General features: G+C 52.2%; 24 protein-coding genes, 5 tRNA genes and 1 pseudogene. 10 read left to right on the top strand and 20 right to left on the bottom strand.

Annotated features, from left to right (window positions below):
- The first annotated feature begins 6 nt into the window (after positions 1 to 6).
- On the top strand, positions 7 to 1,488 hold the full coding sequence (locus ACL02P_RS23745) for a recombinase family protein (protein WP_144871066.1): 1,482 nt from the start codon (positions 7 to 9) through the stop codon (positions 1,486 to 1,488).
- Between the two features lie 101 nt (positions 1,489 to 1,589).
- On the opposite strand, the pseudogene ACL02P_RS23740 reads toward ACL02P_RS23745, so the two are convergent.
- The 6 genes and pseudogenes from ACL02P_RS23740 to ACL02P_RS23715 all read right to left on the bottom strand — a co-directional run.
- Positions 1,590 to 2,477: pseudogene (locus ACL02P_RS23740) on the bottom strand (CpaF family protein); the annotation flags it as partial.
- Positions 2,446 to 3,663, bottom strand: a complete 1,218-nt coding sequence (locus ACL02P_RS23735; RefSeq protein ID WP_157273520.1) for a hypothetical protein — start codon at positions 3,661 to 3,663, stop codon at positions 2,446 to 2,448. The pseudogene ACL02P_RS23740 and the gene ACL02P_RS23735, both read right to left, overlap by 32 nt.
- A 133-nt stretch (positions 3,664 to 3,796) precedes the next feature.
- Positions 3,797 to 4,222 (bottom strand): thiol-disulfide oxidoreductase DCC family protein, encoded by a 426-nt coding sequence (locus ACL02P_RS23730; RefSeq protein ID WP_009226483.1) that lies wholly within the window; start codon positions 4,220 to 4,222, stop codon positions 3,797 to 3,799.
- A 115-nt stretch (positions 4,223 to 4,337) separates the two neighbouring features.
- The gene (locus ACL02P_RS23725; RefSeq protein ID WP_009226482.1) at positions 4,338 to 4,613 is read right to left on the bottom strand and encodes a hypothetical protein; all 276 of its coding nucleotides are present in this window, start codon (positions 4,611 to 4,613) and stop codon (positions 4,338 to 4,340) included.
- A gap of 242 nt (positions 4,614 to 4,855) precedes the next feature.
- Positions 4,856 to 4,938, bottom strand: a tRNA-Leu gene (locus ACL02P_RS23720).
- Between the two features lie 68 nt (positions 4,939 to 5,006).
- Entirely contained in the window at positions 5,007 to 5,324 is a 318-nt protein-coding gene (locus ACL02P_RS23715) for a helix-turn-helix domain-containing protein (RefSeq protein WP_050769818.1), read from the bottom strand.
- Positions 5,325 to 5,554: 230 nt separating this feature from the next.
- On the opposite strand from ACL02P_RS23715, the gene ACL02P_RS23710 reads away from it, so the two are divergent.
- Positions 5,555 to 6,187: a PAS domain-containing protein gene (locus ACL02P_RS23710; protein ID WP_009226480.1), complete on the top strand. Its 633-nt coding sequence runs from the start codon at positions 5,555 to 5,557 to the stop codon at positions 6,185 to 6,187.
- Positions 6,188 to 6,206: 19 nt separating this feature from the next.
- Here the strand turns inward: ACL02P_RS23710 and ACL02P_RS23705 are convergent, their stop codons facing one another.
- Both ACL02P_RS23705 and ACL02P_RS23700 read right to left on the bottom strand, forming a co-directional pair.
- Positions 6,207 to 6,947 carry an AzlC family ABC transporter permease gene (locus tag ACL02P_RS23705; protein ID WP_412838207.1) on the bottom strand — a complete coding sequence of 247 codons (741 nt, stop codon included), beginning with the start codon at positions 6,945 to 6,947 and terminating at the stop codon, positions 6,207 to 6,209.
- Between the two features lie 38 nt (positions 6,948 to 6,985).
- Positions 6,986 to 7,306, bottom strand: coding sequence for an AzlD domain-containing protein (locus tag ACL02P_RS23700; RefSeq protein ID WP_036646274.1), 321 nt, complete (start codon positions 7,304 to 7,306; stop codon positions 6,986 to 6,988).
- 98 nt (positions 7,307 to 7,404) lie between these two features.
- On the opposite strand from ACL02P_RS23700, the gene ACL02P_RS23695 reads away from it, so the two are divergent.
- Complete coding sequence (locus ACL02P_RS23695) at positions 7,405 to 8,256, top strand: Cof-type HAD-IIB family hydrolase (RefSeq protein ID WP_260069865.1); 852 nt, start codon at positions 7,405 to 7,407, stop codon at positions 8,254 to 8,256.
- A 70-nt stretch (positions 8,257 to 8,326) separates the two neighbouring features.
- Here ACL02P_RS23695 and ACL02P_RS23690 read toward each other — a convergent pair.
- The 4 genes from ACL02P_RS23690 to ACL02P_RS23675 all read right to left on the bottom strand — a co-directional run bounded on the left by ACL02P_RS23690 (position 8,327) and on the right by ACL02P_RS23675 (position 8,847).
- A tRNA-Leu gene (locus ACL02P_RS23690) sits at positions 8,327 to 8,409 on the bottom strand.
- Positions 8,410 to 8,439: 30 nt separating this feature from the next.
- Positions 8,440 to 8,514, bottom strand: a tRNA-Glu gene (locus ACL02P_RS23685).
- Positions 8,515 to 8,675: 161 nt separating this feature from the next.
- A tRNA-Ser gene (locus ACL02P_RS23680) sits at positions 8,676 to 8,764 on the bottom strand.
- 7 nt (positions 8,765 to 8,771) lie between these two features.
- A tRNA-Asn gene (locus ACL02P_RS23675) sits at positions 8,772 to 8,847 on the bottom strand.
- Between the two features lie 255 nt (positions 8,848 to 9,102).
- Here ACL02P_RS23675 and ACL02P_RS23670 point away from each other — a divergent pair.
- Together ACL02P_RS23670 and ACL02P_RS23665 are read left to right on the top strand one after the other, a co-directional pair.
- The gene (locus ACL02P_RS23670; RefSeq protein ID WP_009226476.1) at positions 9,103 to 10,386 is read left to right on the top strand and encodes an MFS transporter; all 1,284 of its coding nucleotides are present in this window, start codon (positions 9,103 to 9,105) and stop codon (positions 10,384 to 10,386) included.
- A 90-nt stretch (positions 10,387 to 10,476) separates the two neighbouring features.
- The gene (locus ACL02P_RS23665) at positions 10,477 to 11,034 is read left to right on the top strand and encodes an ArsR/SmtB family transcription factor (protein WP_036646271.1); all 558 of its coding nucleotides are present in this window, start codon (positions 10,477 to 10,479) and stop codon (positions 11,032 to 11,034) included.
- A 236-nt stretch (positions 11,035 to 11,270) separates the two neighbouring features.
- On the opposite strand, the gene ACL02P_RS23660 is transcribed toward ACL02P_RS23665, so the two are convergent.
- On the bottom strand, positions 11,271 to 11,741 hold the full coding sequence (locus ACL02P_RS23660) for a SprT family protein (protein WP_260069867.1): 471 nt from the start codon (positions 11,739 to 11,741) through the stop codon (positions 11,271 to 11,273).
- Between the two features lie 121 nt (positions 11,742 to 11,862).
- Here ACL02P_RS23660 and ACL02P_RS23655 point away from each other — a divergent pair, with 121 nt between their 5' ends.
- The gene (locus ACL02P_RS23655) at positions 11,863 to 12,213 is read left to right on the top strand and encodes a hypothetical protein (protein WP_009226473.1); all 351 of its coding nucleotides are present in this window, start codon (positions 11,863 to 11,865) and stop codon (positions 12,211 to 12,213) included.
- Between the two features lie 582 nt (positions 12,214 to 12,795).
- Complete coding sequence (gene cmpA / locus ACL02P_RS23650) at positions 12,796 to 12,936, top strand: cortex morphogenetic protein CmpA (RefSeq protein ID WP_260069868.1); 141 nt, start codon at positions 12,796 to 12,798, stop codon at positions 12,934 to 12,936.
- A 120-nt stretch (positions 12,937 to 13,056) separates the two neighbouring features.
- Here cmpA and ACL02P_RS23645 read toward each other — a convergent pair whose 3' ends face one another.
- Together ACL02P_RS23645 and ACL02P_RS23640 are read right to left on the bottom strand one after the other, a co-directional pair.
- Complete coding sequence (locus ACL02P_RS23645) at positions 13,057 to 15,291, bottom strand: Tex family protein (RefSeq protein WP_412838206.1); 2,235 nt, start codon at positions 15,289 to 15,291, stop codon at positions 13,057 to 13,059.
- A gap of 149 nt (positions 15,292 to 15,440) precedes the next feature.
- On the bottom strand, positions 15,441 to 15,794 hold the full coding sequence (locus tag ACL02P_RS23640; RefSeq protein WP_036646263.1) for a DUF4190 domain-containing protein: 354 nt from the start codon (positions 15,792 to 15,794) through the stop codon (positions 15,441 to 15,443).
- 229 nt (positions 15,795 to 16,023) lie between these two features.
- Between ACL02P_RS23640 and ACL02P_RS23635 the strand changes: the two genes are divergently transcribed.
- Genes ACL02P_RS23635 through ACL02P_RS23625 form a run of 3 tightly spaced genes read left to right on the top strand, consistent with a single transcriptional unit; the run spans position 16,024 to position 19,354 of the window.
- Complete coding sequence (locus tag ACL02P_RS23635; protein ID WP_412838205.1) at positions 16,024 to 17,484, top strand: efflux RND transporter periplasmic adaptor subunit; 1,461 nt, start codon at positions 16,024 to 16,026, stop codon at positions 17,482 to 17,484.
- Positions 17,484 to 18,185, top strand: a complete 702-nt coding sequence (locus ACL02P_RS23630; RefSeq protein ID WP_412838204.1) for an ABC transporter ATP-binding protein — start codon at positions 17,484 to 17,486, stop codon at positions 18,183 to 18,185. Before ACL02P_RS23635 ends, ACL02P_RS23630 begins: the two co-directional genes overlap by 1 nt.
- On the top strand, positions 18,182 to 19,354 hold the full coding sequence (locus ACL02P_RS23625; RefSeq protein ID WP_009226463.1) for an ABC transporter permease: 1,173 nt from the start codon (positions 18,182 to 18,184) through the stop codon (positions 19,352 to 19,354). Before ACL02P_RS23630 ends, ACL02P_RS23625 begins: the two co-directional genes overlap by 4 nt.
- A 313-nt stretch (positions 19,355 to 19,667) precedes the next feature.
- Here ACL02P_RS23625 and ACL02P_RS23620 read toward each other — a convergent pair whose 3' ends face one another.
- From ACL02P_RS23620 to ACL02P_RS23600, 5 genes are all read right to left on the bottom strand, one after another.
- Positions 19,668 to 19,955, bottom strand: a complete 288-nt coding sequence (locus ACL02P_RS23620) for a hypothetical protein (protein WP_009226462.1) — start codon at positions 19,953 to 19,955, stop codon at positions 19,668 to 19,670.
- Between the two features lie 173 nt (positions 19,956 to 20,128).
- Positions 20,129 to 20,479 carry a type II toxin-antitoxin system PemK/MazF family toxin gene (locus ACL02P_RS23615; protein ID WP_009226461.1) on the bottom strand — a complete coding sequence of 117 codons (351 nt, stop codon included), beginning with the start codon at positions 20,477 to 20,479 and terminating at the stop codon, positions 20,129 to 20,131.
- A gap of 3 nt (positions 20,480 to 20,482) precedes the next feature.
- Positions 20,483 to 20,764, bottom strand: coding sequence for a CopG family ribbon-helix-helix protein (locus tag ACL02P_RS23610; protein WP_016313120.1), 282 nt, complete (start codon positions 20,762 to 20,764; stop codon positions 20,483 to 20,485).
- Between the two features lie 247 nt (positions 20,765 to 21,011).
- Positions 21,012 to 22,193 (bottom strand): alanine racemase, encoded by a 1,182-nt coding sequence (alr, locus tag ACL02P_RS23605; RefSeq protein ID WP_323075988.1) that lies wholly within the window; start codon positions 22,191 to 22,193, stop codon positions 21,012 to 21,014.
- A 209-nt stretch (positions 22,194 to 22,402) separates the two neighbouring features.
- The gene (locus tag ACL02P_RS23600) at positions 22,403 to 23,524 is read right to left on the bottom strand and encodes a LolA family protein (protein WP_036646261.1); all 1,122 of its coding nucleotides are present in this window, start codon (positions 23,522 to 23,524) and stop codon (positions 22,403 to 22,405) included.
- Between the last annotated feature and the right edge of the window lie 169 nt (positions 23,525 to 23,693).

Genomic DNA, 23,693 nt, shown 5'->3' with positions numbered 1-23,693 from the left:
GTATAAATGCGTGTTGCTATCTATATTCGTGTATCAACAGACATGCAAGCAGAAGAAGGTTTTAGCATTGAGGGGCAACGTAGTCGTTTAATCAGCTTTGCAGAATCACAGGATTGGGTCATACACGACTTTTACGTTGATGATGGCTATTCAGCAAAAGACTTAAAACGCCCAGATATGCAGCGTATGTTGGAAGATATGGAGAAGAAACTGTTTGATGTTGTTCTCGTTTACAAACTCGACCGCCTTACTCGTTCCGTAGGCGACCTACACTCCCTACTTAAAACATTTGATCTTTATGGCGTGAAGTTTAAGAGCGCTACAGAGATTTTTGAGACGACGACAGCAATGGGGAGGTTCTTTATCACCCTTGTCGGTGCAATGGCTGAGTGGGAGCGTGGGACGATCTCAGAGCGTGTACGCTTCGGAGTCGAGCAAATGGTTGCGGAGGGGCGACGTCCAGGTGGCGTAGTGCCCTATGGATACACGCAGGACGAGCAACTCATTCCTGAAGAGGCTGCACTGATTCGTGAAGTCAGAGATTTGTATATGAGTGGTAAAGGTTATAAATCTGTGGCTATGATTATGAATCGCTCGGGTAAGCTTCGAAGAGGGCGAGAGTGGACTGATGCTACCGTTGCCTACACATTAGAGAACCCATATTACGCAGGTATCATTAGGATTGGTTCAAAGACCCCTGCTGGTACATACGTTAACAGCAAACGAGATGAGAGGGTAAAGTGCGTATATGGTAAAGGATCACATGAACCTATTTTTACTCAAGAGGAGTATGAAGAACTCAAGAAATACATGAAACGGAAATCTCAAGGCGGATTCAGCAAAGTTGGTGAATACTGGTTTAGTGGCGTTTTACGTTGTGGTCGTTGTGGAGCAGCTATGTTTGGACGATTGACAACAAAAAGAACAACAACCAAAGGGATTGTCCGTACTCAATACTATATTTGCTCTAACCGTCATCACAGTAAGACGTGTGATCTCCCTATCTTTCGCCAGACACACATCGAACATTTGGTGTTCCAGTACATTAATCAAATTCAAGAAGATATGGAAAAACTTAATGAAGAGGCTATGAAAATATTTGCTGATGAAGGAAAAAAGAAAAGTGCAATTGACAGCGCCAAACGCGAACTTTCAAAAGTAGCTGAACGTCGGGAAAAGTGGCAGTACATGTTTGTTGAAGGCTTGATTGGGAAGCAGGAAATTCGTAAGAGAATGGCTGAAGAGGATGAGCGTGAGAAGGAGATTCGCCAACGGATTGCACAAGAACAAAAGGCTTTTTCTGGCATACCTCGAATTGAGGAACTGGTTGGACTAGCAGAAGGCTGGGCGTATTTCGATGATCAAGAGAAAAAAGAAATTATTCATACTGTCTTTGATAAGATTGTAGTAAACACCGACTTACGAAAAATTAAAGGTGTGAAAAACAAGTTTTTTGATGCTTACATCCAAGAGATCTCGTTCAACTAACGACTCCATGTCTAATTCACTACCACAATACCCACGATGGACTCCTATCATTGATATTGTGTATATCATCTTCTTGATTATATTGACCTCCACAATACCCATGATGGGGAGCCATCATGGCCGGTATTCATCGCCTGCAGCATATCCAGCGCTTCCGCCCCGCGCACCTCACCGACGATAATCCGATTGGGCCGCATACGCAGCGAGGATCGGATCAGCTCGCGCACAGTAATTTCGCCTTTCCCTTCCGTATTCGCATTTCGGGTTTCGAGCGAGACGAGATTAGGGACCGTAACGATTTGCAGCTCGGCGGAATCCTCGATCGTAATCACCCGCTCATCGGATGGGATGAACTGGGACAGGGCGTTTAAAAACGTCGTTTTCCCCGAGCCTGTTCCGCCGCTGATAAAGATGTTGTATTTGCTTCGCACGAGCCGTTGCAGCAGCTCTGCCGCTTCCTCACTCAGGGAGCCAATCGCAACCAACTGCTCCATGGTCAACGGCCGTTCCGGGAATTTGCGAATCGTCATCGTTGGGCCCTTTAAAGCGATGGGTGGCAGCACGATATTTACCCGCGACCCGTCCCGCAGGCGTGCATCAACGATGGGCGACGATTCGTTCACTACCCGGTTAACGCCGGATACAATCATCTGGATAATGTCCTCCAAGCGCTCCCGAGACTCGAAGCGGACGGGAATCCGCTGGACCTGCCCCTCCCGTTCAACGAAGATTTCCTCATGGCTGTTGATCATTATTTCTGTGACGCTGCGATCCTCAACCAGGGGTTGAAGGACATCCAGCCCGCGAAACGAATCGTACAGCCTGCGCACCCATTTGCGCTTCTCAGCCGCCGTCGCCCCGCTTAATCTCCGGTCCTCCAACACGCGCCGCTCAATATAATCCATCAGCTGGTCATCGTTCAGAACGGAGGTGACATCCAGCCCCTGGCGAATTTCATTACGCAGGGCCGTGAAGTCCGCTTCCTCCATCATGGATCCCTCCCGCACCAGCGAATGACGGTTCCTCGCCCTGGAGCTCGCGGCAAAGCCGAATCATATCGCGTTGATACAGCGGCGAATGCAGCAATTCCCCTTGGCGGCTGCCCTGACTCCAGGCCGGAATATACGATAACGTGGCCTTTAATTTCATCTCCGGCCGCGGCAAATCAGTCAACTGCTTGCCTGTATGCCGATTCAGCGTAAAGCGAGTTTTCTTCAGAAGCGACCGGTAAAAATCCGGCCGAGTTCGTTCCAGATGGGTCAGCCATCCCCCGGTTTTACGCATCACTCCCCAGTCATCCGTAACGATCCAAACGACGCGGTCCGCCCGCTCCAGCACCGCTTCCGTACGGCCATCCGGAAAGGAGTCCATATCCACGATCACCGAATCGTACAAGCCGCTGCCGGCGATGTACTCGATTAACTCCATCGTATCTTTGCGCTCCATTTCCAGCAGCTCATTCAGATTATCCGGCGGAGCCAGCGTATCCCCTTGCAGTACGGGATGCCTGTAGGCATACGCAGAAATCGGGAAACGGGGCGGTTCCCGCCGATCCTCCGCGGCCTTCAAGTCGTACAGCAGCCGGGCCAATCCAGGCTTCCCCTCCTTTGAGCTCTGCCCGGCAAACGGCGGTTCGCTGCCAATCGTCTCCAGGTTCAGGTAAAACACCTTTCCCCCTTCAGTCGCCAGCTGTCGGGCTAAATGCAGGGCCACCGTTGTCTTGCCGCAGCCTCCTACGGTCGAATAAACCCCAATGACCAAAGGCTTCCCGCCGATGCGCACCTCCTTGCCCGAGCCTCCCTGAACGAGCTCGATCACCGCAGAAAGCAGCTGATGCAACGATTGATACTTGTCGACGCGTAAGCTACCGGAATGCTGTGATCCGCCGCCTTCACCCAGTTCAATGAAGTAAAGCCCGGGGCGCTTCATGGCTTCCGCCGCCTCAAGGAATGCCGGGTCACCCAACACCGCATCGATCTCTCCGCCGGATTCCAGCATATATTGGGCAAACGCCTCCTTCCGGCTAAACGCGATCACCACCAAACGCCGATCGAACTCGCTCGCATGTACATACTGTAAAAATGGTTCGATATACTCCTCCTCTTGCACGGCCAGCACCAATTTGATTGGAATCTTAATCCCCTCCTTCAAGGAAAACGAGAACAAAAAAAGCACCGCCCAATAACCCGATTCAACAATCGAGTAATGGACGGTGCTACCGTTCCGTTTCTATATTCCTAAATTTTACAGTAAGAATATCACAATTATGGATGATAGACAAGAGCTTTTTCATAGTTTCCGTTTAACCCTACCCATCCTCCAAAAACCGCTCCTTCAGCTCCCGGGTCGGCACGAGGCAGGTTTCGTCCTTCCCAAACCAACGGTAACGATGTTTGGCGATGAATTGATAGACTGCATCCCGAAGCCCCTTCGGGACGACGATCAGCGCGTACAGCAGGGGCCAGGGGTACCGTAAGCCTCTAGCAATGCGCAGAGCCGCATCTGAGCGGATATAATAGGTTCCGCGTTCAATCAACACGACGCTGTCCAATGATTCCTCATGCGCTCCTGCAGCTTGCAGCAGCCGGCTCCCGGCCTGTGACTGCAAAGAGGCAAAGCGGAACCGCCCAGCCGGGTCACGCTTAATGATAAACTTGACCGCTCCCTGGCATAAATGGCAGACGCCGTCAAATAAGATCACATGCTCATTCCGTTCATCCGGTTGACCTGACATGCTCTTGGCCCCCTCTCCTGTTTGCGGGTAACGCAAATCTCATCTATAGAAGGATATGAAAAAAGCACGGGACATTTCCCGTGCTTGCTGTCGCCAGCTGGCCATAGCGTTCTTACTAGGACGTAAGCTTGTCGAGCCACTGTCCCTCTACCATCTGACGGTTGATTTCATCCGTAAACTTCTCCATACATCCGCAAATGAAGTCTTTACGGCAGACCGGGCAAGGTGTCTTTTGCAGCCTGCTGACGTTGGTTAACCGCCATTCGGGATTACGGTGGTAAAACACGCGGCACGCCGTACCATCGGCCAGATTCACGATAAACTCGTACAATCCGTCATTTTCGTTGCTGCCGGCCTTGGTTACATTTACAACATTCGGTCTGTAAGCCATGTTATCACCCGTATTATCAAATTTCGTTCCAGAGCGCAGCTCTTTTAGTACTTAGACATATTAATGAATTTTTATCGGCGTGTCAACTTGAAAACCTGCCCAAACGGCCTGATTTGACGCACTTTGCGCAAGATTTTATTAGAATGTGCAAAAAATCACCATCCCATACGCCGCACGCCCACCCCAATCGATGAGAAGCAAAAAAAGAACTTCCCGGATCCCTCCGAGAAGTTCTTCTGTAATGCGGTAGAGAGGACTCGAACCTCCACGGGCGTACGCCCACTACCCCCTCAAGATAGCGTGTCTGCCATTCCACCACTACCGCTCATGTTAAGTCTAGGTTCAGACGAACATGGTTATTATAGCTTCGCAGTATTCAAAAGTAAAGTGGAATTATTTGTCCATCCGGCCGGACTTTCGCCTCCGGTAACGAACAAACTCGATATATTCCCGAACGAAAGCTCGCTCGGCTTCGGTTAACGTGCCGATGAACGAAATCCAGTCTTTATCGGTGGAGATATATTCCGTTCTTTGGTCCTGCACGTATTCCGCCTGTTTCTCTTTTCCAGTCATGAGCCAGTCCAGGCTGACATCGAAGAAAGCAGCGATCTCAATCAATTTATTTGTACTTGGCGTGGACTTTCCCCGCTTCCAATCCCCGAAGTTCCCGGTACTGATCCCCAATTCGAGGCAAAACGCCTTTTTCGTCATTCCGGCGTTTTTGATCAGCAGTTCAATACGTTCGTAGATTGACAACTTCTCTCCAACCTTCCTCAACAGCTTTGATGACGTTTTTAAGTAATTTAAAAGTTGTGAAACGACTTAAATACGTTTATAATAAAGTGAAATGCTGGAACTATGTCTATATCTTAACACAGCGCCGGCAAGTACTTAATAGGTCGGAAGACTGCCCTCAGTTTCATGACAGGAGCGTACCCGCCATGAATGACAATCCCCAATGGAAGGCACCCTATCATTCTTTGAATCAGAGCGTTGCAATCATAGAACCAAATGGAACGATCATCTCTGTCAACCGAACTTGGGCCAACCGAGCCGCCTTTTTGGGCGTTGCTCCGGGCTGGGCACGGCCCGGATTAAATGTTTTTCAGTTTTTTCAGCATGGGCCGCATGATCATACTTATTTTAACCCCCATCTGCTGTTGGAGCAATTTTCGAAAATCTTAAGCGGGGAAACCGAGAGGTTTGAATTTGAATTCAAGGCCCCTACCAAAGATGCTGAGTTATGGTTTCTTGCCGAATTAACCCCATATGCGGAAGAAAACCCCTTTTCGCCTCAAGGCATCGTGATCACCTGTACCAACATCACCCGGCTGAAGCGTCTGCAACTTCAAATCCAGCATGAACTCGCACATATCCGCACGCTCCGGGGACTGCTTCCCATTTGTGCCGTATGTAAGAAGATCAAGGATGAAGACAACATGTGGTGCACCACCGAAGCTTACTTGATCAAGCATACGCACGCGGAATTTACGCACGACATTTGTCCTGATTGCATCCGGGCATTATATCCCAAATATTCCTCAAATCTGGACTTGCCGCCCAAGCAAGAATAATTACACAAAACGCTTAGCATTAGCGAATCGCACGTTCAGCTTTGTCCCGGGCGGCCTTCGAACGCCGTGATAGGATTCGGCTGAGCTGCTGCCCAAGTGTAGCGCCGGCCAAACCTCCGGCGATCAGGCCGATCCCCCCAAGCTGAAGCATCCCTGCCAAAGTGGCGAGCACTGCCCCGCAGCCGGCTGCGGCCAGGAATGGCAAAGTACGCTCGCCCCCGGCAAGCAAGGCGATGAAGAGCGCCGGCAGCGCAAAAGTTAAGACTTCAGCCAGCTCTGCGGTGACGAAACTCCCCAATCCGGTGCCTGCCGCTGTACCGGCAATCCACGATCCATAAATCGCCAGCGCAAAAGTTATATAATAAGAAGGCGAAATGGGCTCCCCTTGGGCTGCCCGGCTGGAAGTGACCGCGAACCCTTCGTCGGTTAGGCCGATCGCTGCCAGCCATTTCGGGGACTCCCGCCATGTCGCCAGGTAAGGCCCCATCGTTGCCCCATAAAGGACATGACGCATGTTTAACAGCAGCAGTGTCGTTACGATCGTCACGGGAGCCGCAGCGGATGCTAACATGCCTAGCAGCATAAACTGGGCCCCTCCCGAGAAGATCCATACCGAACTGAATACGGCCATTCCCCCGGGCAATCCTCCCGCCGCAGCAAGCACACCATAAGTCATGGACAATGGAAAATAAGCCAGCATAATCGGAAACGCATCCTGCAGCGCCATTTGAATCTCTTCACTTCGTTTCGACCGGTTCATGACTGCTTCCTCTCCCTCTATCTATCTTTCTATCCTGTTTAGCCAATCCAAGCGTGAAAACCAGCATAAAACAGCACGCCGGCGGTTACTGTTAACAGAAGACGGCGTGACCACCAGGCGATGATCATCGTAGGAATAGCGGCAAACAGCATCAGGTTATCCGAGAGCGGAATCCACTTTCCATCTTCGAGCAGCAGCAGCGGCCCGATCAGCGCGCCAAGCACGGCAGGCGACACGTACGCCAGCCATTCCTTCGTAGAATCGGACCATCGGATCCGGCTGCCTAATACCAAGGAACCTGCCCGTAATAAATAGGTTCCTGCTCCAATCAGAACAATTATCCAAAGCTGAGTTGCCACGTTTTGATCTCTCCTTGACCTGAAATGCATTTCATAATTTATACTCATAACCAAAAGATAACCCTCACCAATGATGGAAGGATAGGAGGAAACAAACAATGAAACTGATCGCTGTAGATCTGGACGGAACGCTGCTTACCTCGAACAGCCGCCCGAGCTCCCAAGGCTTGGACGCCATTTCACATGCCGTGGACCAGGGGCATACCGTAACGCTTTGTACCGGTAGAGCAAGCTTTGACGCCAGACATTTAACCGGGGAGCTGTCCATCCCCATTATCGCATCCAATGGCGCGGAGGTTTTCGACCGGGAAGGAAAGCTGCTGCGGGAAACGCCAATTCACCCGGACGCTGCCGCGGAAGCCGTTCGTTATTTGCTGAAACAGGACGTCTATTTCGAAATCTTTTGTCCGGAAGCCATCTATTCCCCTTCAAACGGCGAGCAAAAGCTGCTGGCTGAAATGGATATGCTGGTCAGCGCAAATCCAGAGGTCGATCGGGACCGGTTGTGGGAGAGCGCCAAAATCCAATTCGTTCAATTTGGTTTCAAGGGAATCGACCATCCGCTGCAGCTAATAGAGCAAGAGCGGCCTGTGTATAAGCTTTTGGTGTTTACCTATAACGAAGACAAACTCGACGAAATCACGCAGCATTTTAACGGCCAGCCGCAGGTGCAAACGACCTCCTCTGCCAAGCATATCGTAGAGGTCATCGCGAAGGAAACCGACAAAGGTAACGCTTTGCAATTTCTCGCCGGTCATTTGGGAGTGGATTTGACCAATACCGTCGTGATTGGCGACAGCTACAATGATATATCCATGTTTCAAGTCGCAGGAACCAAAATTGCCATGGGAAATGCCGTAGATGAAATCAAGCGCCTGGCCACATCGGTCACCCGAACCAATGACGAACATGGAGTGGCTTATGCGATTCGTACCTTACTCGAAATCTAGCCCTTGCCTATGCCTTCGGGCATATGAAGAAAGAACCTTGCTAAACGCAAGGTTCTTCACTTTCTTAGGATGCGGTAGAGAGGACTCGAACCTCCACGGGCGTACGCCCACTACCCCCTCAAGATAGCGTGTCTGCCATTCCACCACTACCGCATATGAAATTGATGAATCAAAGAAATAGGATGGTGACCCGTAGGGGATTCGAACCCCTGTTACCTCCGTGAAAGGGAGGTGTCTTAACCCCTTGACCAACGGGCCACAGCTTAATCACCACTAGAAGCGGCGACAAAATTGAGTATAGCAAAAAGATTTTCGGCTTGCAAGCCCTAATTTAACAAAATTCATCCGAGAGTTCTCATCCCTCTTACAACAAAGAGCCTCCGGATCGCCGGAGGCTCTTATTATGATGTATCTCAAAACGGAGAGAGAGGGATTCGAACCCTCGCACCGCTTACGCAGTCTAACCCCTTAGCAGAGGGTCCCCTTATAGCCACTTGGGTATCTCTCCATATAAATGGCTCCCCGAACAGGACTCGAACCTGTGACAACTCGATTAACAGTCGAGTGCTCTACCGACTGAGCTATCGGGGAACGAAATTAGTGAGAACACCATTTAATTTATCACGGTTACGCAGCAAAGTCAAGAATCAAAGCACTTTGTAAGCCCTTCCTTCTTTCTCCTGCCTGGTTTCGCACCGGAACAACGGGTAGAGGAATTTGCCGCCGCTTCCCGTCGGACAAGCCCGCCAAAAAAAGATTTGCATTCCATCAAAAAAACGATAAAATAAACTTGACGTAAAAATATTTTTAACGTATTAACATTTTTATTGTGTAGGAGGAGTGTTCATGTCTCAAGAAGTGCGCGTCAAAAGCCAGCCGTTGATCCGGTTCGGTGAGCTGGCAGCTTATAAACCGTTTATGTACCTTTTGCTCGCTCGTGTAATTTCCCGTTTTGGCGATTCCATTGACTCGATTGCTTATAGCTGGATGGTATACAGACTGACCGGCTCCACACTGATGATGGGCACCTTGTTTGCACTCAATTTCATCCCTAACATCGCCTTCAGCTTTTTCGCGGGAACACTGGTGGATCGCTGGTCCAAGAAAAAGGTCGCGGCGTTCACCTATCTGGGACGCGGCCTCATCGTCTGCTTCACGGCCTTCCTCTATTGGCAAGGCTGGCTCGCCCCCTGGCATCTCTATATGCTGACCTTTCTGACCTCCACGCTGGAATGCTTTGCCTCTCCTGCCGAACTGGCTTTGGTTCCCCAACTGCTGCCCAAGGAAAAGCTGCTCAGCGGCAATTCCTTCAGCACCTCCGCTTCGCGGGCGGCTGAATTAGCGGGCATGGCCACCGTCGGCGGCATTATTGCAACTTTGGGCATCTCCGCTGCAATTTTGATTGACGGAATTACGTTCACCCTTGCGGCCGGCTTCATCCTGCTGATCCGTAACACCAGCCCAAACGCCAACCCAACTTCGCCCGCACCTCACCTCAAAGCTGCACAACCAGATAACTCCTTTGTTCAAGAACTTAAAGCAGGGTTAAAATATCTCGTATCCAATAAGCTACTGATAACCATCGTGATGGCTGCGGCATTCGTGAACTTCTGCTTATCCCCGTTTAACGTCCTAAACGCCGTCTATGTTGATGAAATTTTAGGTTCAGGTCCTGCCGGCCTAAGCTTGATGGGGTTTAGCTTAATCTGCGGGACTATTGTCAGCGGATTATGGATTGGCAAGAAAGGCTCCGCCTACAAAAAAAGCCGGCTCATCCTCACCGGTTACCTGCTGCTTGGAGCCAACTATGCGCTGATGTACCTGCCTGCAGTCATTCCGGTTCAACCGCTTGTTTTGGCTGCGTTATTTTCCTTTGGCATGGGACTTTCCGTCTCATTGTGCAACACCCCATCCACGACCTACTTTATGGAAAGTGTCCCCAAGGAACTGCTTGGCCGCGTCGGAGCGTTATACTCCATGGTCTGCACCTGCGCGATCCCTGCGGGCAGTGCGCTGGCCGGGGTGATAGGGGAATGGATGCCCGTCCATCTCCTGTATGTGAGCTTTGGGTGCCTCCTGCTCATCCCGATACTGCTCTTGTTGAAGCAGCGAAGCTTTATGGAAATTTGACGCCTTCCTCTGCTTTGCGCATTTGATAGACCCAGGCTATACTAAAAACAATGACGACAACCGTTTAAGGTTCGGGTGGGGGGCTTACTGGTGGACAATGTGAAGGAATTAAAAACCCTGGAGGACATTCGGATCTATTCTGACCCGTATCGCCTTCAAATCCTGGATACATTTAAGCAATTAAATCGTCCGGCAACGATGAAGGAAGTGGCAGATAAGATGGGGGAAGTTCCAGCCAAGGTCTATTATCACGCCAAAAAACTGGAGAGCATCGGCCTGCTGCAGCTCGTGGACACGAAGATCATCAACGGCATTACGGCGAAGTACTATGAGCCCTATGAGGGGGCTATTCAGATTAAGAAGAGTTATTTTGATGATTCCATGAGGCAGGTTGCTTTGACAGAAACCGAGAAGCTGCTAAGCAATTTATATGATGAAAGCAAAAAGCGGTTTTTGAAAGCATCCCGCTCGCAAACGTCTTCCGGGCAATTGACCACCGATCACGTGTATCTGACCCCGCAGGAGGCGAAGGAATTTCAGGACTGGGTCACGGCGTTTCTCAAGCAGCACCAGACCAAAACGTCGGAGGAAAGTACGATGTACGAGATCTTTTTAACCGTATCGAAAAGCATAGATTCCGAGGATTAAAATAATAAGAACCATCGTCTCCATACATGGAAGCGTGGTTCTTATATTTTTGCCGATGAAGTTGTTCCTGCTTTGTTTTCGTCTTGCGGGTTCGCAGATCTTGGAACGCAAATGGACTGCGGCTGAGCTCTGGGCTACGTTTGCCTTCTCGGATGAGCTTTTGCCGATGCTTCTTGGCTTGAGATTGGGCCATCTGACATCACTCCTTAGGTTGTTTGATTTAAGTATAGCACACCTTAACCGCCGGATAATGCATAGAGCCGCAGCTTCCCCGCACATCGGCCGCAGCGGTAGCGGCTTGGGTCTACTCGACGTTTACGCAGATACGTCATCCCGCAATCGGCGCATACCAGCTTATAGCGTTGCGGCAAGGTTTTGCGCTGTTTTGCCCCGGGCAAGGCGTTGCAATAGCGGCTGCCGCCAACTTTTTGGAGCAGGGCCTTAAAGTCCGCGTCGCGATGCCGGTATCCTCGTCCCGCCAGATGAAGATGATAGTGACACAATTCATGTTTGATGATACGCTCGACTTCCTCTTCCCCATAGGCGGCCAGTTGGGCGGGATTGATCTCGATATGATGGGTTTTCATAAAATAACGCCCTCCGGTTGTTCTTAACCTGCTGTTAAAACGGGCCCTATGCCGGAAAGGCACGCCGAAGGAACGCAGCGAGATTTGCTCGATCCAGGCTTGCAGCTGCTCATCCGTCATCGTCTCTCCCCTTCCTGTTCGTAGAAGCGCATGAAAATCTGCTAGATTCGTTACTTGAATTTTAACTTCTCCTTACGCTACACTGTCAAGTAGGATGGATAGAAAAGGAGAATCGTTAAGCATGTCCCTAATGAGATACGTCATTTTACAGCAGGACCAGGATCTGATCTTCGTTGAAATGCCCCGTGACTACGCCTACCAGCTTAGCGCTTTGAATTTGCGGCTGAACAAGGAAATCGATAAACTGACGGCTGCCGAGGTTCCGACCTTGCCGCGTGCGATTGCCGAATGCGACCAGCTCGAGCTCTTGCAGGAATCGCTGCAGATCACGAGCGGGCTGGATTATATTAACGGACTGGAGTCCGCTTTCTCCGCGATCCGTGAGGAAAATTATCCCCTGATTTCACTGCTCACCGAAATCCGTGCCCTCCAGGCTCAGCTGGAGCAATGGTACGAAGAAGAAGGCGCGTAACTCTAAGGCTGCTGCCAAGGAAGCAATGAAGCCGGCCAGGATTATCCCTTTCCGTAAGGTAGAGGGAATTGGTCGGCTTTTTCACTTTGGTCGGAGGAGCCTAGTACACCCCGCAGCGGCGCTCTTCCGGGTATAGCTCGTCGTCACACCCCCGCCGTGCTGCTCTAACGGAACGTAGAGACCTTATTTGCCTATTTCCCGGCTATTTCCCGCTGTAACGGAACTGAAAGACCTTATTGCACGGTTTTTGCGGCCATTTCGCTGTCCACGCTCCAAATAAGGTCTCCTGGTTCCGTTAGAAACGGATCATGCCCGTTTTCGAGCAAATAACGTCTCTGAGTTCCGTTAGAATAGACCCAACAGCGCAGAGGCGGCACCAACCTTTTCTGACTTCCATTGGAGTGGCGTCAGCCCCGGCAGACCCCACCCGGTCAGTTAAGGCCAAACCGCACCCCTGCCTCTCCATTCCCCCACCGTGTTCAAAAGCCAGAATTTACCGGCGATTTGCAGGGGACTTGCACGGATTGGGTGAATTCCCCATACCCTAACCATACCAATGGGTTTCCGGAGGAGGGGATACGCTTGCCAAACTGGCTTAGCAATCAGATCATGCATGCCTTTAACAAGAGAGATCGCCGTCAAATTCGGCTGTTAAACGATTGTTGGTTTTTTTATTATAGCCGCCAAAAAAAACAGACCGAAACCACCAACCACATGCAATAGCACTTGATCAAAAAAAGGGGCCGGCTCCACAGCAGCAAATCTGCTTGGAGAACGGCCCTCGCTCTCGTAAAAAAGAGCCGGGTTACACGGCCCACCCGTATCACCGGCTCTCTATGAGTTTTACTGTGCCTTTACCTCAGAAGGCCCCCGCATCGTCAAACCAACCCGGCCTTTCTTCACGTCCACGTTCAGCACCCAGACGGTGACATTGTCGCCGACCGAGACGACGTCCATCGGATGCTTGACGTACCCGTTGCTCAGTTGGGAGATGTGTACGAGCCCGTCGTTTTTGATGCCAATATCAACAAAAGCCCCAAAATCGATGACGTTGCGCACCGTCCCCTGCAGTTCCATGCCGGGCACCAAGTCCTCGATCTTCAGTACATCGGTGCGGAAGATTGGCGGCGGCAGCTCCTCGCGAGGGTCACGCCCCGGGCGCTGCAGACTTTCGAGAATGTCGCGCAGCGTTGGAACGCCCACCTCGAGGCGAGGCGCCAGTTCGTCCGGATTCAACGCAGCCAGCTTCTCATTCAGCTCTTTGGAGCCCAGCTGATCCATCGATACCCCCAGCTCGGCAAACAATCGGTGCACCACGTCATAAGATTCCGGGTGGATCGGCGTCTTGTCCAGCGGATTCTCGCCGCCGTCGATCCGCAGGAAGCCTACGCACTGCTCGAAAGTTTTGGCGCCAAGTCGCGGTACTTTTTGCAGCTGCTTGCGGCTCTTGAAGCGTCCGTTCTCCTCGCGGAACTTAACGATATTCTTCGCAATCGTCGTATTAACCCCAGATACGTAGGACAAGAGCGCCGGCGAAGCGGTATTGACGTCCACACCAACATGGTTTACCGCCGACTCTACCACGTTCTTTAAACTTTCGTCGAGATGCTTCTGCGACACGTCGTGCTGGTATTGACCAACGCCAATCGCCTTCGGCTCGATTTTAACCAGCTCCGCCAACGGGTCCTGCACCCGCCGTGCAATGGATACGGCGCTTCGCTCCGCCACGTCCAAATCCGGAAATTCCTCCTGCGCCAGCTTGGAGGCCGAATACACGCTGGCGCCCGCCTCGTTGACGATCAGATACGCCAGCTCGCGGTCCTTGCCCTTGCGCTCGGCGATGACCTCGGCGACAAATTGCTCCGTCTCCCGCGAGGCCGTACCGTTGCCGATCACGATCAGCTCGATCCCGTATTTGTCGATCAGCTCGTGGAACTTGATTGCCGCTTCCTTTTTCTTGTTGTTTGGCGGCGTCGGGTAGGTGACCGCCACCTCCAGCAGCTTGCCGGTGTCGTCAACAACGGCGAGCTTGCAGCCGGTGCGGTAGGCCGGGTCAACGCCAAGCACCGTTTTGCCGCGTACCGGCGGCTGCAGCAGCAAGCTGCGCAAATTGCCGGCGAAGATCGAAATCGCCTGGGCTTCGGCTTTTTCCGTCAACTCGCCGCGCACCTCCCGCTCGATCGACGGGGCGATCAAGCGTTTATAAGCATCCTCGATCGCCGCGCGCAGCACGTCCTCCGTTGCGGAACGTCCGCGGATCACCTGGCCGGCGATGTGGCGGCAGATCGCCTCGGCGTCCACCTCCAGCGACACCTTCAGCACGTTCTCCCGCTCGCCGCGGTTCATGGCGAGGATGCGGTGGGGCGGCATTTTTTTGGCCGGTTCCCGATAGTTGTAGTACATTTCGTAGACGGATTCCTCTTCCGGTGACTTCGCTTCGGACACCATCATTCCGTGGTCCATCGTATATTTCCGGACCCAAGCCCGGGTCGGCGCTTCATCCGCCACCTGCTCGGCGACGATATCCATCGCCCCTTGCAGCGCCTCCTCGGCCGTTTCTACGCCTCCTTCCATCCCGGCAGCCTGGGTGAACTTCGCGGCTTCCGTGAGTGGATCGCCTTGCTTCGGCTGCGACAACAGCCACTCCGCCAGCGGCTCCAGACCCTTTTCCTTCGCTACGCTCGCGCGGGTTTTGCGTTTTTGCCGGAAGGGTCGATACAAGTCCTCTACTTCCTGCAGCTTCACCGCCTTCGCGATCGCGGCCGCCAACTCGTCCGTCAGCTTGCCCTGCTCGTCGATGATCCGGACGACTTCCCGTTTCCGTTCCTCCAGGTTGCGGAGGTATTGCGTCCGCTCTTCAATATTGCGCAGCTGGTTTTCATCCAGCTCCCCGGTCATTTCCTTCCGGTAACGGGCGATAAACGGAATTGTATTGCCCTCATCCAGCAGCCCGATCGTTGTTCGCACCTGCTTCAGGGAGAGTCCCAGCTCCTTCGCGATCTGGGCGAAGATCCGCTCCTGTTCCCCCGCATCGGCCATACTTTGCACCTCTGTTCCGTTCGTCTCCGTTTGCGTCATGGCCAAATCCCTCTTTCATTCTAAAAATTGCGATTGTTTCTATTATCACAAACTTTGCGCGCCTTTTCCAGCATGTCCAAACCCATCGAAGTCAGAGTTGACGAAAAAAAAACACCGCGCCCAAGGCAACGGTGCTTTCATTCAGTTCTTTAAAACGTGCCGTAGATGTCTGGCGATGAAGCAAAGACCAATACCGCAATAATGGCAATCACAATAATGATACCGTACAGTGCCGTACCGATGATACCGCAAACGAGACCCGCGATGCTAAGTCCCTTGCCCTGCTCGCCCTTCCGTTTGATCTCCTTAAACGACAAGCTGGCGAACACAATCGCAACGATCCCCAAAATAAAGCCGACATACGGAATGACGATCGAGAGAATGCCCAGCACCAACGATGCGATGGATTTGCCGTTTGTTTTGGGCGGCGTCGGCGGTGGTGGCGGCGGAAATTGGTTAAACGTGGAATACGAATAAGATGTTTCAGACGGACGTTGATCCATGAAAAAAAAGTCCTCCCCAAAATATGTTACATCCATTGTACTTGATCGTTGTGAATGGCGCCATGGCTATTTCCCGTGAATTGGTCTTTTTATGAAAAATCATTCAGAAAACTTTCAGCTTCACTTAAGGTTCGCCTCATCTTCATCTTCTAAAATGGTTTTGATTTGCAGAGAACCGGTACAAGCACTGCCGTCTGCCGGTAGAATACATCATCGTTGGAGGGATTCGATGAAGAAGAAATGGTTGTGGATTGGGGGCGGAGCCTTGGTTCTGATCGCCATTGCCCTCATCCTTGTTCTAAAGCTGCCGGACAAGCAGAATCAGACGGCGGCGCCCGTTCAGAATACGACCCGGGTCAGCAAGGGCGACATTACCGTTAGCGTGTCCGGATCAGGTACGATCGTCTCAACCGAGAGCGAAAGCGTACGTACGAAGGACGAGGGGAAAGTAAGCGAAGTTCTTGTAAAGACGGGAGACGTCGTGGAAGAAGGCCAGGTGCTGCTGACATTTGAGGGCACGGATAATACCGACAACATCAAGGAACAGCAATCCTCCCTGGAAATGCAGAAACTGGACCTGGTTGATTTGCAAAATCAGTTTAAACGTCAAGTGCAAGAAGGCGCCGACGAGCAAACACTAAACGCCACGAAAAAATCAATTGCCAAGCAAGAGCTAAACATCAGCAATACGGAAGCGGAAATCGCTAAGCTGCAGGAGGCAATGGTTCCTCCCGATCCGTTAACCTCCCCGATTGACGGCACGGTCACCGCAGTCAACATCACCGCCGGGGAACAGGCCAAAAGCGGTAGCGAGCTGTTTGTCATTAACGATTACCAGAAGCTCAGCGTCAAAATTCAGGTTGACGAGCTGGATATCCCCAGCGTCACAGAGGGCATGAAGGCGAACGTTCAAGTTGACGCTTTTCCGGATCAGACTTTTGAAGGTGTTGTCTCTGACATCGCGAATGAAGGGGTTGCCTCGGGCGGTGTGTCGTTATTTGATGTCACGATCGCCCTGAACAATTCTGAAGGCGTGCGGGTAGGTATGTCAGCGGAAGCAACGATCATCACCGAGGAGAAAAAGGATATCTTAACCCTGCCGATCGAGGCGGTTCAGCAGCGGGCCGGCCGGTATTTCGTCATGCTGCCCGAAACGGGGAGCGACGGAACAAGTGCGGCAGGTGGCGCAGCCAGTCCGCAAGGGTCGGGCAGCGGGCCGGCTACAGGCAGCGCACCGGCCGCTGACAGTGCGCCGACCACGGGCAGCGCACCGGCCGCTGACAGTGCGCCGACCACGGGCAGCGCACCGGCCGCTGACAGTGCGCCGACCACGGGCAGCGCACCGGCCGAAGGCAGCACGCCCAGCACAGGCCGCACTGCACAGCCCGATGCCGCAGCTGGTGCTGCCGGAGGCACCAGCGGCATGAACGGCCGTATCCAGGTCGTTGAGGTTGGCGTGCATAACGAATCATATATCGAGATTGTCAGCGGACTAACCGAAGGCCAGGAGGTTGTGATCCCGACGATCATCAGCAACTCTTCGAGTTCCTCCACCCAACAGCAAATGAGAATGCAGGGAGGGTTCGGCGGAGGCAGTGCCGGATTTGGCGGAGCCGGAGGCGCCGCTCCTGGCGGGGGCGGTGCGGCTCCATCCGGAAGAGGCGGGTTCAGCGGCGGAGGTGGCCGATAATGGCGGCAATATCTCCCCCACTGATCGACGTGCAGAACCTCGGACACGGCTACCGTATGGCCGGAGAGATGATGACCGTGCTCAGCGATATCAGCTTTCAGGTCCGGCATGGCGAATTCGTCGCCATCATCGGCCCGTCCGGCTCCGGGAAGTCGACGCTGATGAACATGCTGGGCTGTCTGGACGTCGCCAACGAAGGGACGTATTTGCTTGCCGGGCAGGACATACGCAAGCTGTCCGATAACAAGCTGGCCACGATTCGCAATGAGAAGATTGGGTTTATTTTTCAACAGTTTAATCTGTTGCCCAAATTAACCGCCTACGAAAATGTTGAGCTGCCGCTCATCTACCGCAACGTCCCGCACAAGGAGCGAAAAAAATCAGTCGAAGAGTCGCTCCGTCTCGTTGGTTTGGAAGACCGGATGCACCATCGTCCTTCCGAGTTGTCAGGCGGGCAGCAGCAGCGGGTGGCCATCGCCCGTGCAATCGCCGGCTCCCCGCCGCTCCTGCTCGCGGACGAACCGACCGGCGCGCTGGACAGCAAGACCGGCATCGAAGTGATGGATAAGATGAAGGAACTGAATGCACTCGGCCACACGATCATTATTATCACCCACGATCTGTCCATCGCTGAGCAAGCCAAACGGGTCATCCGAATCCAGGACGGACGAATTGTTGAAGATCGGGGGAACCGGGCATGAATCTTCTGCAAAGCATCAAAATGGCCTGGAAAAGCATCGCCGGAGCGAAGATCCGCTCTTTTCTTACGATGCTAGGCATCATTATCGGCGTCTCCTCGGTGATTACGCTCGTATCTGTGGGGCAAGGCACCACATCGCAGATTACGGACCAACTCGAAGGCTTGGGAACCGACCTGCTTACGGTGAACATCATGGGCCGGGGCAGCTCCACCTCACTCTCCTTTGAGGAAGCGATGGCTCTGGGGAAGATCGAAGGGGTGAAGGCCGTATCCCCCGTGATCAACGGCTCTGTAACGGCCAAGAAAGGAACGGTAAATGACAGTCTTTCGGTAGAAGGCATCGCGCCTTCCTACGAGGAGGTCCAGGATTTCCACGTCCAAGCCGGACGTTACATCATCGACATGGACAATGAGTTCCGCATGAAGGTGGCGTTGATCGGGACCGAAGCTGCCGAGACTTTTTTTGGCACAGATAACCCGATTGGACAAACGATTCAGCTTAACGGCAGCAGCTTCAAAATCGTTGGCTTGTTGGAATCGAAAGGTTCCAGCCTGACCGCCTCCAACGATAATAAGCTGCTGATCCCAATCGCTACGGCCGAGCGCTTTCTGCAAAGCCGCGGCGTGCGTTCGATTACGGTACAGGTTGAGGACACCAAGCAGATTGAAACCGTCAAAGCGTTGCTGGAAGCTACCTTGGATAAAAAGTTCCAAAATGCCGACAACGCCTACAGTATCTTTAACTCCCAGGAGATGCTGGACACGCTAAATTCGACAACCCAAATACTGTCGCTGGCGCTCGGCGGCATTGCCGGCATTTCGCTGCTCGTCGGCGGCATTGGGATCATGAACATCATGCTCGTCTCCGTCAGCGAGCGCACCCGGGAAATCGGCGTTCGCAAAGCGATCGGGGCCAAAAAGCGTGACATCCTGATGCAATTCATGGTCGAATCGACGGCACTTAGCGGCTTCGGCGGCTTGATTGGCATCGGGCTGGGCTACGGCGCCAGCGCGTTGATCGGCCACTATTCGTCGCTAACGACCACCGTATCGCTCCTGATCGTCCTGATCGCCTTTGGCTTCTCCTTGTTCATCGGCATCATCTTTGGGATGATTCCAGCGAACAAGGCAGCCAAGCTACGCCCGATTTACGCGCTGCGGACCGATTAAGTCAACCATTGTGTTCGAAAAATCGAATACAATTCACCAGATTCACCGGTTTTAGCGAATTATATATGAAATTTCATACAGAATGTGCCCTGCGGGTGCCGGAATCCGTTTTTTTATATGAAAAATCGAATAGAATCCGCCCTAATCCCCAAAATCAACACAATTCTATATGAAAAATCGAATACATTCCGCCGAGCCGAGCCGCACCACCGTACCAGACTGCCCCCTACCACCCAACCGTCCAAGCAACAATAAAAAAGTGCAAGCCGCCAAGGAACTCCCTTGCGCTTGCACTTTTGCTCGTTTCGCTAGCCTAGCTCACTCCGTAAACCGATGCCATGCAATCGACGAACATCCGGTTGTATTCCTGGCGGGTCAGATCCTTATTGCAATGGATATCGCGTCCAAGGAACTGGTACCAGGTGATCTCGACCTGATCTTTTTTGTACAGGAACCGGCCGTTCGTCAGTGAAAATTTGTCGTTCTCGAAGGGCACGATGTTCTCGTAATCCAGCTCGCTGCCTTGCTGCTCGGCCACGAACGTCGCCAGCAAAATCAACATTTTGAAGGGATCGTCATAGATTTCATATTGAGCGCTCAAACGGCAACCTCTCCTTTATCCGTGATTACTCTCATCGTACTCGAATTGCCCTCGCGACAAATAGGAAAATTATAAGATCCTTTATGAATTTTATCGCATAATAAACAACGCCCCGGAACAACGTCCGGAGCGTAAAAAGTCATTCTAAAAACGCACACATGAGTGATAAATGTTCAAAAATCAATTAAACCGAGACTGATGAGCAGCGAATCGTTCACTTTCTTCATCGTCTCCTCATCCAAATGCGTAATTTTATCCGTTAGTCTTTGTTTATCGATCGTTCGAATTTGCTCCAGCAAGATGACGGAATCCCGGTCAAATCCGTGAGTTGCCGCGTCAATCTCAACATGGGTCGGCAATTTCGCCTTTTGGATTTGTGCCGTAATAGCAGCAACAATGGCCGTTGGGCTAAATCGGTTTCCGATATCATTCTGGATGATAAGCACCGGTCTGACCCCGCCCTGCTCAGAACCTACCACAGGGGAGAGATCTGCAAAAAAAACGTCGCCGCGCTTTACGATCAATGTTTACACCCCGCTTACTAGGCGGTCCAGAGTGATGTCTGCATCTTCTTCCGCATGGAACGCTTCGGAGGCCATGGACAAATTAATTTTGGCCATCTCCATATAGCCGCGCTGCATCGATTCGCGGATGAAACGTTTCTTCCGCTCGTTCAGATACAGCTTCATGGCCTGCCTGATCAACTCGCTGCGATTGGAGTTCTCCATCGCCACGATTCCATCAACTTCCTGCAATAGCTGATCCGGCAAACTGATCATGATTCTTTTGGTGTTGTGCATATTAGCCATCTTAAAACTTCCACCCCCAAAACCTACTCGCCCCTGTTTCCTGATAATCAGTATAGCATTATTCAAGGAAATTTATACAAAAGAAATATATGCCGAGCGTATATCAAGTATGCTGCATTTCATTATAAACAAAAACAGTGGTGCCGTACATACCTGATCATTTCCATGTTTAGTATTCGATAGACCTGGCATAAATTCCTTCACGCAGGGACAGTTTTGTTGAATTTTGTCTGCTGCGCCAATTCCGTCACAGCAGCGGGTTCAGCAATAAGACCGATTCGCCCTTTCGTTTGTATACCCGGGGCACTCGGTGGGCCAGCATGCAAATCAACTCGTAATGGATCGTTCCCATGGCGGAAGCCAGCTCCCCGGCGGTAATTTCCTCGCCGGCTTGCCGGCCGATGAGCACAACCTCTTCGCCGGCTTGAATTTCTTCGGCTTCCTCAGCCAAAGCTTGAAGCGATACCATACATTGGTCCATGCATATGACGCCTGTTACAGGGACACGGCGGCCGCGTATTAGTACCTGCGCCTTGCCGTTTAACATCCGTGAATATCCGTCGGCATACCCGATCGGAAGCGTGGCAATCCGCTCTTCCTGCTCGGTGATGTATCTCGCTCCATAACTAATGGCGGAATGGGCAGGCAACGTCTTCACCCGTACCGTTTCCGTTTTCAGCGAGAGAACCGGGGTGAGCTTCACTTGATCGCGTCTCACCTCGTCGGATGGATACAAGCCGTACAGTGCGATGCCAATGCGGACCATTTGCACCGACAGTTCCGGCATATCAATGGCGATTGCGCTATTTCCCGTATGTATGATCGGGATGCGAATATTATGCTCCCGCAGCGCTTCCACCACGCCCTGAAACCGGCGATATTGTTCCAATGTATAGCTTTTGTCTTCCTCGTCCGCCGTGGCATAGTGGGTGAACAAGCCTTCTACTTCCACATGCGGCACTTGCATAGCCTTGCGTACGAAGGCGACCGCCTCATCTCCAGGCAGCAGTCCGACGCGGCCCATGCCGGAATCGATCTTGATATGGACTTTCAGCTTATGCGGGAATTCAGCAGGATTCAGCGCTTCAATCGCCTCCAGCACTTCGTTGCTGAAGACATTTAGCGTGACATCATGCTCCCAAGCGGTGCGAACCCCGTGTGGCGGCGTATATCCTAGCACGAGAATCGGCAGCTGAATGCCGGCTTTCCGAAGCTCCAGCGCTTCGTCCAGAAAGGCGACGCTGAGATAATCCGCGCCGATCTGTTCCAACTCCTTCGCCACAGGTACAGCACCATGCCCATACGCGTTAGCTTTTACACATGCCAGCATTTTCATGTCCTTCGGTTGTCTTCTCCGCAATTCTTCGAAATTGCTGCGCAGCGCGTCCAAATCAATTTCCGCATGGGTTGGTCGATACATCACTTGCACTTTCGGGTCACCTTCTCCAAAGATTGAGAGTTCAAATATCTGAGCAATATCCTAATGGTAATGTTCATGAATGCGGCTGTCAATTCTGCAAAAGAACCCAATTCCTGAGGAGGCGCTTAATACACCCTTATAGAAGAAAGAGGCGAATCCACGGGGCCTGGGGAACGCTCCTCCCCTCCGGCACAGCCGCAATCCGCCTGTTCCTTGTGTTACTTACCGGTTTGGTCCTGCATCGAAGCGGCAATTTTGACCATTTCGGTCACCGGCAGATTCTCGCTCGTAATCCGGAATTCCAATCCGTCCACTGTCCAGGTGAGTGTCCGCAGAGTATCGCCGGTCAGCAGCCCCCACGTAAAGCCCATATCGATGAATTCACCCGGTACGAGCGATGCAGTGCGGTCCGGCGAACGCGTCTCCGTCAGCGTAAATTGATATGTACCGTCATACCGCAGCAGTACAGTCGTACGATCGGTACCTTCCACGGCTTTGTCATCCTGGTACAAGACCCCATCCGGCAAATATGTTGGGATAATTACGCCAAAGGGTTCCGTCAACGCCGGTGCAGCCGAAGATGTGTTGCCACTGGCTTCATCGGTTGCTGCATCGCCGTTTGCGCCCGCTGCCTCATCGGTTGGCGTCTTCTCCACAAGCATGCCGTTCTCGTCAACTTCCAGCAACGTGCCTTGGGAATTCTGGGCAGCTGTATCGAGGTTATGCTGCATGTCAAACGAGTTCTTGTCGAACTTGGTGCCAAAGTCGAATTTATCGAATTTCACTTCGACAACAACTTTCGCTTCGGCATCGGATACCTGAACTTGCTTCGGCGCATAGTTGTCCTTGGCCAGCCAGATTTTTTGCCGGACTAAGGCATGGGTGTTGTAATTAGCCGCAACATCGAAGATGTAGCTATCCTTGTCGCTTTCAAATTGCCGCGAGCTGTCGCTTAAGATACTGCGAGCCAGCGTTTGATACAGATACACTTGACCTTGGTTCTCCGGCCAGTCGCTTTGGAAGCGGAAGCTCTTGTTCAGGCTTGGCGTCAGTACGAATACGCCTTGTTCGTTGCGGAGCACGATTTGCGTAACGTCCTTTTGAGCATTGGTGAGCGCGATCCGGTAGAACGACGGATTTTGGTACCAGACCTCCACCTTGTACTCCTGAGGCTTGTCACCCGTATAAAGCGTCATCGTGCCGGAGCCCTGATAACTCTCCAACTGGGCAACCAATTTGTCCAAATCCTTGACGACGCCGTCGGCGTCCTTTTTCCCGCATGCAGCCAGCACGAAGCTTAAGGCTATCACGATGGTCAGCATCCACGTGAAACGGCGCATGAGATCATCCCCTCTGCAGTTTGATTTCCTAAACTGATACATGTCTATGAGGGAACTTGGCCGATTATGCAGACAGGTTTGACGAGCCCAAGCATAGCGAACAGCCGCTTAAAATCGCGTTCAACGGCTCTCGGAAGTTATCGAATCCAAATGATGTTGAAGCGCGCGC

The organism is Paenibacillus sp. MB22_1, from assembly GCF_047200555.1.
Classification (GTDB): Bacteria; Bacillota; Bacilli; order Paenibacillales; family Paenibacillaceae; genus Fontibacillus; species Fontibacillus phoenicis.
Note: the sequence above shows the minus strand (reverse complement) of the source record. Positions and strands in the feature narration are given on the sequence as shown.